The sequence below is a fragment of the Paenibacillus sp. FSL W7-1279 genome (assembly GCF_037969845.1).
GTDB lineage: Bacteria > Bacillota > Bacilli > Paenibacillales > Paenibacillaceae > Paenibacillus_AQ.
The window spans coordinates 6,553,817-6,566,974 of record NZ_CP150215.1; the positions used below are offsets into that span (position 1 = coordinate 6,553,817).

Consider the following 13,158-nt stretch of genomic DNA (forward strand, 5'->3'; position numbering starts at 1 on the left):
AACGCCTCACGTATAATATGTAGGATTGCAAGGGTAAGGCTATAGTGTAGGAGGATATTATAAAACATGCATGTTACATCCATCATTCTTGGTCTGATCATCGTACTGAATATCGTGTTCTCCATGTTCGTCGTGTTCAGGGAACGGCGGGATGCCGGCTCCACCTGGGCATGGCTGCTGGTGCTGTCCTTTATCCCGATTCTGGGCTTTGCGCTGTACCTGTTGTTCGCCCAAAATTTAAGAAGAATCCGTCTCTTTCATTGGGATGATCTGCAGAAAACCGGAATCGAGAAGGTATTGCTGTCTCAAATGGAAGGAATGAATAAGGGAGAATACCCGTTCAGCAATCAAGCGGCTGCGGATAGCAGCGATTTGATCCATATGCATATCAACGAGAATCAAGCGATCCTTACGGACGACAACCACGTTGAAATTTTCACGGATGGACGCAAGAAATTTGAACGGTTGTTTCAGGATATTGAGGAAGCCAAAGTCTACATACATATTCAATACTACATCATCCGTCGCGACGAGCTGGGCAAGAAGCTGATATCCCTGTTGACCAAAAAAGCAAAAGAAGGCGTGAAAGTCCGGGTTCTGTACGACGAGCTGGGCTCGCGTCAATTAACCAAGGGCTTCTTCAAAGCATTTCGCGAAGCCGGCGGAGAAGCCGAGGCCTTCTTCCCGTCCAAGCTGCGCTTCATTAATTTGCGTTTGAATTACCGGAATCACCGGAAGCTGGCTATCATTGATGGCGATATCGGGTATGTCGGCGGTTTTAACGTAGGGGATGAGTACCTGGGTCTCAACTCCAGGTTCGGGTATTGGCGGGACACCCATCTGCGCATTCAAGGTGAAGCGGTCTATGCGATGCAGGTTCGCTTCATTCTCGATTGGAATCAGGCTTCGCACCATCACGATATTTATTATGAATCGAATCTGTTCCCCAAGATCGATTCGCCTGGCAATGTCGGGATTCAGATTGTGACCAGCGGTCCGGATTCCAGGTATGAGCACATCAAGAATGGTTATATCAAGATGATTTCGTCCGCCAAGAAATCCATTCATATTCAGACGCCGTATTTTATCCCTGATGCCAGCCTTCTGGATGCGCTCCGCATTGCTGCGCTGTCCGGCGTCAAGGTTCATCTGATGATTCCCGATAAACCGGATCATCCCTTTGTCTACTGGGCGACCTTATCCTATATCGGGGAAATGCTGAGAACCGGGGCTAACGTGTATCTCTACAATAATGGCTTCATTCATGCCAAGACGATTATCATTGACGAGAAGATTTCTTCCGTCGGCACGGCGAATATCGATGTTCGAAGCTTCAAGCTGAATTTTGAAGTGAATGCGTTCCTGTACGATGAGCATTTATCACAACAGTTGACTCACATCTTCCACCAGGATCTGCAGGTATCCAGCCAGCTTACGATGAAGCAGTATCTGGAGCGATCAAGGTGGATCAAGTTCAAGGAATCCATCTCGCGCTTGCTGTCCCCTATTCTGTAAAAACAAACCTTTAGCGCTGCCTCAACATTTAGCAATCCAGAAGAAATACGGGAGACTCGGACCGTTTATACTAAAGCCAAGGAAAACAAATCCATCATTTTAAAACTGGGAAGGATGTTGAACGTGGCTAAACTGACACCGTATATTTTCTCTGAGGATGCAAAAGCGCAGGCTGAGTTTTATACCCAAGCACTAGGCGGGGAGATCCTGTCCGTGCAAACGCATGGCGAGATTCCCGGAACCAAGGAAGAGCTTAAAGACAAGGTCATGCATCTTAGTCTGGTAGCCGGAGGCATTCCAATCTTTATGTCGGACTCCATATTCCAAACCCTGGAGCGCGGGAACGGGATTCACCTGAGCCTGTCGTTTGAGAGCGATGCTGAAGCGCATGAAGCTTTTGACCGCTTGGCCCAGGGCGGTAAGGTGCTTGATCCGCTGAAGACTCAATTCTGGGGAGCGCTGTTCGGGTTGCTGGAAGACAAGTTCGGCGTATTGTGGCAGGTAACGACCGAAGTCCAAGGCAATTAATGTTAGAAGGCCCTTCAAGTTTCACTTGGAGGGCCTTTTTTGCGTTATTTATTCGGAACTCCAACGATCCACGACTTCCGCAGCGGCCAATCGGCTTGTGTACAGAATATTTTTAACATCCAGCGTGGCGCGGCCTTGTGCACGAATGATCTCATAATCCGTAATACCGAGGAATTCGAACATGGATTTCAAATACTTGTGCGAATATTCAATCTCACGGTACCCATCATTCTCTGTATATATGCCGTCGCTGCCCTGTATGACCACAACGCTTCTTCTGTCGGTAAGGAGTCCTTCGGACCCGCTTTCCGTATATCTGAACGTTTCCTTCGGGATGATGATATTGTCCATATAATCTTTCAACTTGGAAGGGATGTTAAAATTGTGAAGCGGCATGGCGATTACATACTTGGATGCCCCCTTGAACTGCTGCAGGATCTCAGCCATCCGCCCCATCATTTTCCCTTCATCCTCGGATAACGGCTCCCCGCTCTCAAGCTTTTCCCACCCGTTCAGCAGATTCGTGTCAATGGCGGGAATGAATTCCCGATATAGGTCGATCTGTTCGATAAGGCTGGCCGGATTCTGCGCTGCATACTTGCTTACGAAAAACTCAAGCACCTGCAAGCTCAAGGACTTCTCGCTTCTTACCCTCGGATGTGCATTAATTACGAGTAGGCGTTCCATATAGGCAACACTCCTTTTATTTTGTGGTCAACCAAAATCACCAGCTAGCTTGCAGTCTGACTCACCTCCCGATTAGAATGAACGCTTAACACGCATCATCTCAAGTGATCTTCCTATATAAATTTGTTTGTACATACAATTATAATTCCGCGAAGATAAAGACCTCAGTCCTTATTCTCCAATTGATCACTCACCTCGTATAGATGCAATGATAATTCATCACCTTCGGCATGACCTAAAATAGCGCCATAACGACTGCGCAAATTCATCCAGCACTCGTGAATCACTTTCTCCAAAGCCTTTCCTTTATCGGTTGTATAGATCAATGACATCCTTCCTTCTACCCGATTATAAACCAGCCCTTTAACGGCCAGTTTCTCAACCAGACGGGTTACGGTAGAAGGCTGAAGGTGAAGAATTTCGCCTAATTCCTTCTGCGAGATCCCTTCCTTCTCATATACAGCCATAAGCAAATAAGCATATGTGGGTGACAATCCGCTTGCTGCAAACTCGTCTTCGGCCATCTTGGTAATGACCCGGCTAAGACGATTGGCTGTGAAGTAAAGGCATTCCTTAATATACGTATTTAGCATAACGGTTACCTCTTTCGCTGAGTTCATCCTGTTGAATCACCCTTTATTGTTTGCACATACAAATATAACGGATTTCCAAATAAAAGTAAAGAGGCAGATTTCCCCCATAACCTCGGAGACCTCTGCCGCTTCATTTTACGGGATGTATGCTGCTTCATGTTGAAGATACACCTGCTTGCTGCAATGCTTCTATTCGACCTGGCTCTGATCCATATACATGACTTCCCACAGGTGGCCGTCCGGATCCTGGAAGCTCCATCCGTACATAAAGCCATGATCCACCGGATCATTGGAAGGCGACCCTCCTGCGGAAAGTGCGGCATTAACGATTTCGTCCACCTGCTCCCGGCTTTCGGCGGATAGTGCCAGAATTACTTCCGTTGTGTTCGCGGCATTCGACAGATCTTTCTTGGTGAACGTCTTGAAATAATCCTCGGTGAGCAGCATGGCAAAGATGTTATCGCCGATGACCAGGCAAGCCGCGTTTTTGTCCGTAAATTGCGCGTTAAATTCAAAACCGATTTTCGAGAAAAAGTCCTTCGTTTTCTCCAAGTCCTTCACGGGTAGGTTTACAAAAATATTATCGCTTTTCAATGCCATTTCGAATCACCTCGTCGATTTGATAGATTCATCATAGCATGAGCAGCAGAGCGGCATTTCTCTTCAATTGCTATATTCAATAAACACAGCAGCGATTCAGCCAGGCTATAGCTTAATACTCCTTTCGAAAAAAAGGATGCCTCCAGGCAGCGTTAAAACTCGCCTGCGAGACATCCCATTTGTATTACGAATCCATGTTAGTTAGATAAACCCACTGCCCGCAGCAATCTCATGACGGTTACCACCGTCTGAGCTCTGGTTACATGGGATTGCGGATCCAGCTTGGAGCCGGATACGCCTTGCATAATCTTTTGCTCCACAACGAAGACGACGGACGACTTCGCATAGGATGAAACCTTGGAGTGGTCTTTAAATTTGTTTAACAATCCTTGGTTCGCTTCGTTCTTCTTGCCGGCATAATTCAGCACATTACTTAGCATAACGGCCAATTCCTCACGCGTAATCAAGCTGTTTGGATCAAAGATATCGCCTGAGCGTCCTTTCACTAACCCTGCCGCTTTCGCAGCTGCAATCTCTCTGGCATATCCGGATTTCGGATCTACATCCTTGAAGTTGGAGTAACTGTCGTCAGGCAGAATACCCAGCGCTTTCACCACAATGGATATAATTTCGGCACGGGTAATGGGTTGATTACCGCCAAAAGATCCGTTACTTTCACCAGATACGATCAGCTTGGCAGCAGCCTGCGCAACGTCTTCTCGTGCCCATGAAGGGATCGCGTCACTAAACCGGATATCTTGCTGAAGCAGGGCATAAACACCGCTGCCGGTTTTCTTGATTTCAACCGTTACCGTACGATCGGCGTTAACTTTAAATAAAGTCGGAACGGATCGAAGCTCATGGGTACCTGGTATATAAACCACTCCGGCGGCACGTTTTATATTTATCTTTTTCGCATCTACAGTAACAAATTGGCTGACATGGGTTTTGCCGAAATGCTTCAGTTCGGTCGTTGTCTTATCCGCGTTGATTTGCTCAAGCTTGAACAACAGCGGGTCGGCTAGTACTTCTCTTCCCTTCATCAGTTTCTCAACGCCCGTTGCATCGGCAGCCTCAGGAGAAATAATCGAGACTTTCACAGGACCTGGAACCGTAATCAGCGAAGCCGGAATCCGGTATTCTGTCCCGTTCACGATAATGGAGAGACTGGCCTTGGCTCCTTTTTTCGCAACGGCAGCGATGACTTCTTGCGGAATCTCAACCTCAGCCTGCTTCGCACCTGCACCCGCATGGATCTGGAAGTTGGAGGAATCCGAAAGGTTAATGCTGTTAACAGCTGCAGCCGTAGGTAGGGTCACCATAGCCTTATCGCCATGAAGCGTGACTTTTGCCTCTAGCTGATCTTTGGCTTTAGGAGGTTGTGGCGTCGAAGGCGTTGGTGAACCAGATCCTCCAGCGCCTCCTGATCCGCCGGAACCGTCAGATCCACCGGAACCGCTGCTTGAAGTTGTTACGCTAAGCAGATTCGAAGCGCTGGAGACGCGGTTCATCTCATCCCCCGTTCGATCTACCGCTAGCACATGAATCTTGTAGTTTGTCAGAGAACTAAGGCCATTCACGGTGTAACTATTCTCTATAGCCGAGCCTGACAAAGCATTATTCACATATACTTCGTATCCCGTTGCATCTGCCACAGCATCCCATTTCACCTGAATGGAGCTTGCGCCGACACTTACCTTTGAGAGATTCGCCGGAGCCGGAAGTGCTGAAGCATTGATTTTGCCGTCGATCGGCAAGTCGGTAATGAGTTGAGTCGTCAGCGTCTTATTGCGGTCGCCACTGATATCCCAGCTCATGACGCCGGCAATATCCAGCGACTTCACGATAGAAGCGGTGTACTTCATGGTGTTCTTATCGTTGTAGGTGATGAACACTTTATTTTGATCGTTGTACAGGTAAGGTACCTTGGCGGATTCGTTCCAATATCTTTTATAGCCGTTCTTGTCGATGTAGTTATTCTCGAGGTCGCTGAAGTCGAAAATGGCAGGCTCCCACGATTTCAAAGCAGTCCCGCCTTTATTGCAAGTCTGATACTGACCTAGCGGACCACAGCCATCCCAGCCCTTACCGTAGTAAGGAACGCCCGCAATCAACTTATGTGTCGGCACCCCGCCGTTCAAATGGCCTAACAAACCGCCAAGCACATGATTTCTTGGAGCGGAGGACCTCAAAAGAGCTTTATCATAGAACAATGGTGAATTATGATGACCGAACGGGTCATCTTTACCACTGTAGTCATAAGTCATAATATTAATGAAATCCAGATACTGGACAGAATTCGCAAAGTCTGCGTTAACAGTAAAATTGTCTCCCTGCCCTGAAGCAATCGTCAGGAGATAATACTTCCCGTCCTCTGATCCGGCAGCATCCAACGCCTCGCGAACATTTTTCATTAACAATGTGAAATTTTCTTTATCCTCCGGTGCCCTGGAGTTCGACTCTTCCCCTTCTTCAACAGGATATTCCCAGTCAACATCCAGACCATCAAACTTATAATCTCGTAGGAACTTCACAGCAGAATTTGCAAAAGTACGGCGTGTTTCTTCCGTCATGGCTACGTTAGAAAAATTATCAGACCATGACCAGCCGCCTACTGAAACTATAAGTTTCAAATGAGGGTTCGATGCCTTGATGGATTCGAAAGCTGCGAAATTCTGAAAATCAAATGTCGGATCTCCAATTACAATTTCTCCGTCATGGACGTATCGATCCTGTGCAGGAATATTAGGATCTTCACAGGCTCTCGACCCGCTCCCGTATTTTTTCCAGCATATATCGGCGAAGGCATAGTTAATGTGGGTGATCTGTGATACATCTACGTCACCAGGATGAAAATTACGTGCTTCGGTACTAGCTGACCAAGAAGTGTAGTACGTAATATTGTTATAATTGCTGCCAGGCACTACCGAAACGGATTCGCTTTCTGGCGAAGTCCATAGGCGGTTATGGCCCACGACCTTATACGAATAGGTCTTTCCTTCTTCCAGTCCAGCAGCTACATACCGGCTCCCGCTACTCGAGCCAACCTTTACCCCATCCTGATAAATATCATAGCTTGTGGCCCCGGGCACCGGTGCCCAGCCCAGTGAAACCGTAGATCGTGTAGCCGTCACGACCTGCAACCCTTGAGGTTGAGCCAGTTCCCCCCATTTAAGGGTAACGGCATTACTATTGGCGGATGCTTCCAAAGCTCCATTTACGCTTCTCTGTGCACCTACTTTAAAAGTATAAGTTTCTCCTGCTTCCAAAGGTCCATAAGTAGCCGTGGTAACGGAGTTTTCCCAAGTGCCGCCTTTCCATGCTCCATTAATATAAATGTCATAAGCTTCGGCTCCGGGACTCGAACCCCAACTCAGCGTAACCGTATCTTCCGTTACATCGTCAATTATAAGATGGCTTGGAGGGGTCAACGGTGCATCTTTATACTCAGCTTCGTCTTTGGTCGTGGTGAATTCCAATACATTGCTTTTGTGTTCTTTTTTCACGTCGCCATCCCAAGTAATATAGATCCTGTAGGTCGTTTCAGGTGTCAATCCGGTCACGGCACGGGTCCAATAATTGCCCCATGCCAGCCAATTGCCTGAATCCGCGTCCCACACCTGTATATTGTTTTCACCTTCGACGGGTTTGAAATCCCATTGAAATATCGCCATATTATGAGAGACACTTTCAATACGAAGATTCTGCGGTGCCAGCGGATCCTGAGCATTGCTCAAGACTTTATACGTTGAGTTGGTTACTGTCGCAGGCTCTAGGCCGGAGTTACCTGTGGAAATGTCAGTAGAAATGTCTATAGGAGGAGTGCTTTCTGCCGCATAAGACGCAGGCGCGCTAAATAGTGGCGTAATGATAAGAATAGGAGTTAATAACCACATCACCCATTTCGGGTGCTTTTTCGTTAGAAAGGGTGTCACCGTTTTCACCTCTGTTGATTAAATTTCGATTGCAAATGATACAGCATTTCGATGAATGTCTGTCCCTCGGTGTCATCGGGTGGTTCTTTGATGACTTGCCTAATTTCGCAGATCGCTCAAATCAAACTTCTATTGAAAGCGGTTACTAATTTTTCCAGCTCAACTATGTAGAGTTCAGTCCCCCCCCTTTCTACTCATGATGGAATCACGGTCCGAGCGCTCTACTACAGCCTCCTTTCATGAATTCATTCGAGTTCAATAAATATTCATATATTTGTATCATGGAACCTACACTATCGATTGAGAAGGGATACATTTCCATAACCATGGGATAAATTCTTTTAATTTTATATTCTATTAATAAATTCAACCTGGATTGGATCTGTCAGGGCCTGCAATCTTTACAAATGGAAAAAGAGCCCTCCAAGGACTCTTTTCTTTTATTTATGCAATGATATCCAACCGATTCATCGAATCGAACTTAAATGCTCGTGCTTTAATTTCCATATACTATCGGCATTACGAACGAACACATTCGTTGCTCTCCCGCTTCCGGACGTAAATGTCCCCTGATGATAACCCTCGAAGTGGTAGGTATAGACGCATACCGCCGTATGAGTATCACTCGCGATCCACTCTACATCCTCCGCCCGGTACACCTCATCCTGAATAACATGCCAAGCATGTTCGAAATAGGCCCGAATCTCATCCAACGTATGACAGCTCCGGTCCGAAAACCAATAGATCGCTTCTCCGTCGAGCAGCCGGGCTACATTGTCAAAATCATGCGTATTCGTGGCCGCTATGTATGCCTCAAGTGCCTTTTGATATGACATTGTTCAACACCTCCCATCTCTCAACTATTACATGCCCAACAATCCAGTTCCATTGTTATCACAATTCCACTCATTCACATCCAGAATACCTTATTGTGAAGCCTGCATTCCATAAAAATTCTCCATTCTATGGTGTGACTCTACTTCTCACTTTATTTCAATTCTCATGTTGTATCTTCCTTACAAAATTACATTAACACCGATCTCGCCTTTGTTTATGATATTATATGGAGCAGCAGAATCTGGTACATTCAATATGCCAGTGCTCTTTTGGAACTAATTTAAAAATAGTAGGTGAACGCCAATGATGAGTATCGCGCAATTCGCTGCACGCACGGGCATGGTTCCCAGTGCGCTTCGCTTCTATGAGTCCAAAGGCATTCTAGTTCCGGCTGAACGGCACGATAACGGTTACCGGTTCTATGGATACCATCAAATTCAGACCGCCAAACTGGTAAACAGTCTCCGTCAATCGGGAATCAGTCTAGGGGATATTCGCTGTTTCCTGGAGGCCGAGGAAAGTACGCGTTTCCAGCTTCTTGAACGCTGGCGGCGGGAGGCTGAAGCACGTCTACTTTCGGTTCAGATTGCGAGTCAATATCTAAATGGAATGGAATCGGATCATGGCAGTCTGCATCTCATCAATTGGGAAGAACCCTTAACCGTGATATGGCAGCCGTTTTTGGTAGACAAGCCAGTGAGCTCCTACTCTCGAGAAATGAAACAAGCGGCTGCCAAACTCCGTGACCTCAACATTCGCACCCAAGGCTCCAGCTTGATCAAGGTGATAGATTCCCTCACGCACGCGGTCCAGATTGAAGTCGGATATCAAGTCATAACGGAGTCCTCTCGGAAGCCAACCCCTCTCCCGACTTCTTCGGAAGCCTATCTGGAGACCATCCCTCCTACCTTGTTCATATCGGTGGATAGTTCATGGGAGGATACCTTCATCTGCATGCGAACGATCCGCTTTCTCCAGAAATTCGGTTTCGAACCTGCGGGCAAGCGGCTGGAACGGCATTTTCTCGATTCTCCTATATTCGAAATCATGATTCCTGTAATGCAAACTCGCTTCACTTGACCTTCAAGTTACTTGAAGGTTTATACTAGGATTGTTCCATTTCCAAAACTTTCTTGTAGGAGGATCAAGCGAATGGTTGGATTAAGGCTGGATGATTTTGATGGAGGTTTTATCGTGGCCCCCTGGGATCGATTCAAGGAACTCATCGATTGGTATAGCACACATTTGGATCTGAAAGTGACATACGAAGAGGATTACCCGGTCGAAAAAATGGCCACCCTTACTTTCCCGGCACTGGGATGCATACATATCAAGTCGGTGGAACATGATCACCCGCATTTTGCAGTAGACTGGGGACAGAACGGGAATGTTCGCTTCTGCTTCACCACAACGAATCTTGAAGCTGCACACGCCTATTTTCGCGAACAGAATATTCAAGTAACCGATGTGACCCAAGGCGCCTTTGACCGTTCCTTCGATTTCTTCGATCCGGTTGGCAACCGCTTAACGGCAATCGAACCGGAACCAGGTACGGAGGCATTGGTTGCTAAAGCACCGGACGCACGCTTTCCATTCCAAGCGATCCCCCGCTTTGGCGTAGACCGATTAGATGAAGCCATCGCTTGGTACGAGACTAATCTGGGCGGCAGGGTCGAACGGATCAGCGAGGACGGAACCTCCGCAACCGTTATCATCACTAACGAAGGCGCACCAGTCTATCTGGAAACCGTTCGGATGGACCGAACGAAGAGCGCGCTCACTGTAGCTGCAAGGCCTTATTGGGTAATCCGGAAGAAGGCCGACTTTTTCGAGACCCATAAACGTTTGCAGGAACAAGGATGGAAGGTAACCGATTTTGCCGGAAATCCCAAGTTTCTTGTCATGTTCCATACCTATGATCCATACGGCAACCAGATCAATGTCTGGTGTTACGAGGACTGTTAGTCATAAAATTTGACATATCCACGGGAATTCCTCATTAATGACCATGACAGTTGAATGATCCAACAAGTTCTGACCGATCTTCATAATCGGATCCATTCATGAAAGGGCTGCGAGCATTCCAGCAGTTGATCGCAGCCCTTATATTGCAGTCGGGATTAATAGATCATTAGATTGTCCTTAACACTTGGTTTGAAAACTTGCCTTTCCTTCCAAAACGGCATTCAAGAACTTCTTCGATTTTTTCAATCTCTTCTGGATCTCTTCAATTTCTTTGATTTTTTGTTCAATCATTGCCGTCTTAGCCTCGTATGATAAGTTAAGTTCTTGATCTACCAACAAACTTAATTCTTCTATAGAAAAGTCTACGGATAAAAGTGCCTTCACATCATCTAGAAACTCCACAATCTCTTCAGAATAAACACGGTAATTATTTGCATCTCTTTTAACATAGCTGTCCGGAATCAGATTCTTACGTTCATAGAATCTTAATGTTGATATGGGCAGACCCGTTAATTTTGAAACATCGTTTATTTTCATAATAGGACCTCTTTTATTTCTTGCTATGAACCTAGGTTCATAGTTCATAATACGAAATATGATAACGAATGACATCTACAAAGTCAAAAAATCTATGTTATCAAAAGGAGAGGTTCTATGTTTAACCATATTCAAAACAACGATTTCGCCAATATCGTTATGGGCCGACGTTCTGTCCGTAATTATGATGAGAGCATTAAAATATCGAAAGAAGAGATAAGCGATATGATTTCGGAAGCCAGTTTGGCTCCATCCTCTGCAAATATGCAGCCTTGGCGTGTAATTGTGGTCGATACTCCAGAAGGAAAAGAAAAGCTACGACCTCTTGTGAGGTTCAATACGTTACAGAATGATACTTCATCAGCCATGTTATTAATTTTTGGCGATACCCAAAGCTATTTATATACTGAAGAAATTTACAATACAGCTGTGGAACAAGGAAAAATGCCAGCTGAAGTACGTGATCGTCAACTCGAAACCATTCTATCCTACTTTCCGACTCTATCCAAAGAAATGAAAGTTGAAATTGCAAAAGTCGATAGCAGCCTCTTTGCCATGCAGTTCATGTTAGTAGCTCGTGCACATGGGTATGATACGAATCCAATGGCAGGCTTTGAAGCTGATCAGTTAGCAAAAGCATTCGATTTAGATGAAGAACGCTATGCTCCAGTCATGATCATCTCTTTAGGAAAAGCCAAAGAAAACGGGCATGAGTCCGTTCGATTAAGCTCTGACAAGATTACATTTTGGAGGTAACCATTATCCGTAATCGATTCACCATCAATCAATAAGAAAAAAGCAGCCGATCATTGTGATCGGCTGCTTTGGCTTCACATAACTAATATTTCATTCCATGAATTATATTTTATTTGTATAAATAACTTTGTCCACATCGTGTCTAACGGTTTTATGACCTTGTTTAATTCCTTTCCCAATGGCTATAAGCATCACATCTTCATACCTGTCAGAAATCTGTAAGGCCGACTTTAATTGTTCGGAATCATACCCGGACATGGTAATCGTATGAAGACCCGCCTCGTTCGCCAGTAAGACTAACGACATGGACGCCAGGCTTGCGTCTCTTACTAATTCGAGCTTTAAATCTTCTTTTGATTAATTTAAATAATATTGGATAGCCGCGTTGGCTAAATAGTCTCTTAATGATGCGTCAAAATAACCCTTTTGGAATCCATCTTCATGGATATTTATAATGTTTTCTTTTTCAAATGCTTGATAATCGCCCAGTACAACGATTAGTACGGATGCTTCTACTACCTGTTGCTGATGAAAGGCAATGGGGAGTAACAAGTTTTTTAACTTCGGGTCGTCTATAACCAGGTACCGTGTCGCTTGAATATTGTTTCCGTTGGGCGATTGGCTGGCTCCTTCAATCAAAGCAGCCAACGTTTCCGATTCCACTGTATAATGGGGATCATAATGTCTGACAGAACGTCTTTGTTCCAATATCTCTCTCACACTCATTGTGCTCACTCACTCCAAATGTTTTATTTGCTTCACATTCCGATTATAATGGACCGTACAGTGGCAGAAAATAACGCACAATAAAGTGGGTTAGCCACCTTTATGTGCCTATTTAGGGGGAATCCATCATGAACGGTCTCAATACGGGAATCAATATTTTTATGAATACGGTAGGAGGAAAGTGGAAATGTTTAATTCTCTTTTTTCTGAGTCAAAAACCAAGGAGAACCAAGGATTTCTATCTGCTCATGCCAACTATAACGCAGAAAGTTTTAACCGAGCAATTAAAGCAGCTGGAACGAGATGAGCTTGTCCGAAGAGAAGTATTTAAAGAAGTGCCGCCTAAGGTAGAATACAGTTTAACTGAGCTGGGCCAATCCTTCGTGCCCGTATTAAATACAATGTGTGAATGGGGCAACACCTATGCAACCGTACAAAACCTCGAAACAGAAGAACAAATCTGCTGCCAGCATAAATAG

Annotated in this window: 12 protein-coding genes and 1 pseudogene; 6 read left to right on the forward strand and 7 right to left on the reverse strand. The window is 45.5% G+C overall.

The window, feature by feature from the left end; all coding sequences use genetic code 11:
- The first annotated feature begins 66 nt into the window (after window positions 1–66).
- Together cls and MKY82_RS29825 are read left to right on the forward strand one after the other, a co-directional pair.
- Window positions 67–1,515: a cardiolipin synthase gene (cls, locus tag MKY82_RS29820; protein WP_339294948.1), complete on the forward strand. Its 1,449-nt coding sequence runs from the start codon at window positions 67–69 to the stop codon at window positions 1,513–1,515.
- Window positions 1,516–1,638: 123 nt separating this feature from the next.
- Window positions 1,639–2,043 carry a VOC family protein gene (locus MKY82_RS29825; RefSeq protein WP_194544671.1) on the forward strand — a complete coding sequence of 135 codons (405 nt, stop codon included), beginning with the start codon at window positions 1,639–1,641 and terminating at the stop codon, window positions 2,041–2,043.
- A 48-nt stretch (window positions 2,044–2,091) separates the two neighbouring features.
- Here the strand turns inward: MKY82_RS29825 and MKY82_RS29830 are convergent, their stop codons facing one another.
- The 5 genes from MKY82_RS29830 to MKY82_RS29850 all read right to left on the reverse strand — a co-directional run bounded on the left by MKY82_RS29830 (window position 2,092) and on the right by MKY82_RS29850 (window position 8,694).
- Window positions 2,092–2,730, reverse strand: a complete 639-nt coding sequence (locus MKY82_RS29830) for an NAD(P)H-dependent oxidoreductase (protein WP_339294949.1) — start codon at window positions 2,728–2,730, stop codon at window positions 2,092–2,094.
- 164 nt (window positions 2,731–2,894) lie between these two features.
- On the reverse strand, window positions 2,895–3,323 hold the full coding sequence (locus MKY82_RS29835) for a MarR family transcriptional regulator (protein WP_194544956.1): 429 nt from the start codon (window positions 3,321–3,323) through the stop codon (window positions 2,895–2,897).
- Between the two features lie 189 nt (window positions 3,324–3,512).
- The gene (locus tag MKY82_RS29840) at window positions 3,513–3,923 is read right to left on the reverse strand and encodes a VOC family protein (protein WP_071220907.1); all 411 of its coding nucleotides are present in this window, start codon (window positions 3,921–3,923) and stop codon (window positions 3,513–3,515) included.
- Between the two features lie 197 nt (window positions 3,924–4,120).
- On the reverse strand, window positions 4,121–7,597 hold the full coding sequence (locus MKY82_RS29845; protein ID WP_339294950.1) for a glycosyl hydrolase family 18 protein: 3,477 nt from the start codon (window positions 7,595–7,597) through the stop codon (window positions 4,121–4,123).
- A gap of 728 nt (window positions 7,598–8,325) precedes the next feature.
- On the reverse strand, window positions 8,326–8,694 hold the full coding sequence (locus MKY82_RS29850) for a nuclear transport factor 2 family protein (RefSeq protein ID WP_339294951.1): 369 nt from the start codon (window positions 8,692–8,694) through the stop codon (window positions 8,326–8,328).
- Between the two features lie 304 nt (window positions 8,695–8,998).
- Here MKY82_RS29850 and MKY82_RS29855 point away from each other — a divergent pair, with 304 nt between their 5' ends.
- Together MKY82_RS29855 and MKY82_RS29860 are read left to right on the forward strand one after the other, a co-directional pair.
- Window positions 8,999–9,775, forward strand: a complete 777-nt coding sequence (locus MKY82_RS29855; RefSeq protein ID WP_339294952.1) for a MerR family transcriptional regulator — start codon at window positions 8,999–9,001, stop codon at window positions 9,773–9,775.
- 72 nt (window positions 9,776–9,847) lie between these two features.
- Window positions 9,848–10,660 carry a VOC family protein gene (locus MKY82_RS29860; protein WP_194544675.1) on the forward strand — a complete coding sequence of 271 codons (813 nt, stop codon included), beginning with the start codon at window positions 9,848–9,850 and terminating at the stop codon, window positions 10,658–10,660.
- A gap of 177 nt (window positions 10,661–10,837) precedes the next feature.
- Here the strand turns inward: MKY82_RS29860 and MKY82_RS29865 are convergent, their stop codons facing one another.
- A complete protein-coding gene (locus tag MKY82_RS29865) occupies window positions 10,838–11,197 on the reverse strand; it encodes a MerR family transcriptional regulator (protein WP_194544957.1) in 360 nt (119 codons plus the stop codon).
- Between the two features lie 117 nt (window positions 11,198–11,314).
- On the opposite strand from MKY82_RS29865, the gene MKY82_RS29870 reads away from it, so the two are divergent.
- A complete protein-coding gene (locus MKY82_RS29870) occupies window positions 11,315–11,953 on the forward strand; it encodes a nitroreductase family protein (protein WP_194544676.1) in 639 nt (212 codons plus the stop codon).
- Window positions 11,954–12,055: 102 nt separating this feature from the next.
- On the opposite strand, the pseudogene MKY82_RS29875 reads toward MKY82_RS29870, so the two are convergent.
- A pseudogene (locus tag MKY82_RS29875) lies at window positions 12,056–12,679 on the reverse strand (nitroreductase family protein).
- A 128-nt stretch (window positions 12,680–12,807) separates the two neighbouring features.
- Between MKY82_RS29875 and MKY82_RS29880 the strand changes: the two are divergent.
- Window positions 12,808–13,158 carry a winged helix-turn-helix transcriptional regulator gene (locus MKY82_RS29880; protein ID WP_071220915.1) on the forward strand — a complete coding sequence of 117 codons (351 nt, stop codon included), beginning with the start codon at window positions 12,808–12,810 and terminating at the stop codon, window positions 13,156–13,158.

Coding starts and splice junctions, on each gene's coding strand:
- cls (WP_339294948.1), top strand. CDS start 67: ATGCATGTTACATCCATCATTCTTGGTCTGATCATCGTACTGAATATC.
- MKY82_RS29830 (WP_339294949.1), bottom strand. CDS start 2,730: ATGGAACGCCTACTCGTAATTAATGCACATCCGAGGGTAAGAAGCGAG.
- MKY82_RS29835 (WP_194544956.1), bottom strand. CDS start 3,323: ATGCTAAATACGTATATTAAGGAATGCCTTTACTTCACAGCCAATCGT.
- MKY82_RS29840 (WP_071220907.1), bottom strand. CDS start 3,923: ATGGCATTGAAAAGCGATAATATTTTTGTAAACCTACCCGTGAAGGAC.
- MKY82_RS29845 (WP_339294950.1), bottom strand. CDS start 7,597: ATGGCGATATTTCAATGGGATTTCAAACCCGTCGAAGGTGAAAACAAT.
- MKY82_RS29850 (WP_339294951.1), bottom strand. CDS start 8,694: ATGTCATATCAAAAGGCACTTGAGGCATACATAGCGGCCACGAATACG.
- MKY82_RS29855 (WP_339294952.1), top strand. CDS start 8,999: ATGATGAGTATCGCGCAATTCGCTGCACGCACGGGCATGGTTCCCAGT.
- MKY82_RS29860 (WP_194544675.1), top strand. CDS start 9,848: ATGGTTGGATTAAGGCTGGATGATTTTGATGGAGGTTTTATCGTGGCC.
- MKY82_RS29865 (WP_194544957.1), bottom strand. CDS start 11,197: ATGAAAATAAACGATGTTTCAAAATTAACGGGTCTGCCCATATCAACA.
- MKY82_RS29870 (WP_194544676.1), top strand. CDS start 11,315: ATGTTTAACCATATTCAAAACAACGATTTCGCCAATATCGTTATGGGC.
- MKY82_RS29880 (WP_071220915.1), top strand. CDS start 12,808: ATGAACGGTCTCAATACGGGAATCAATATTTTTATGAATACGGTAGGA.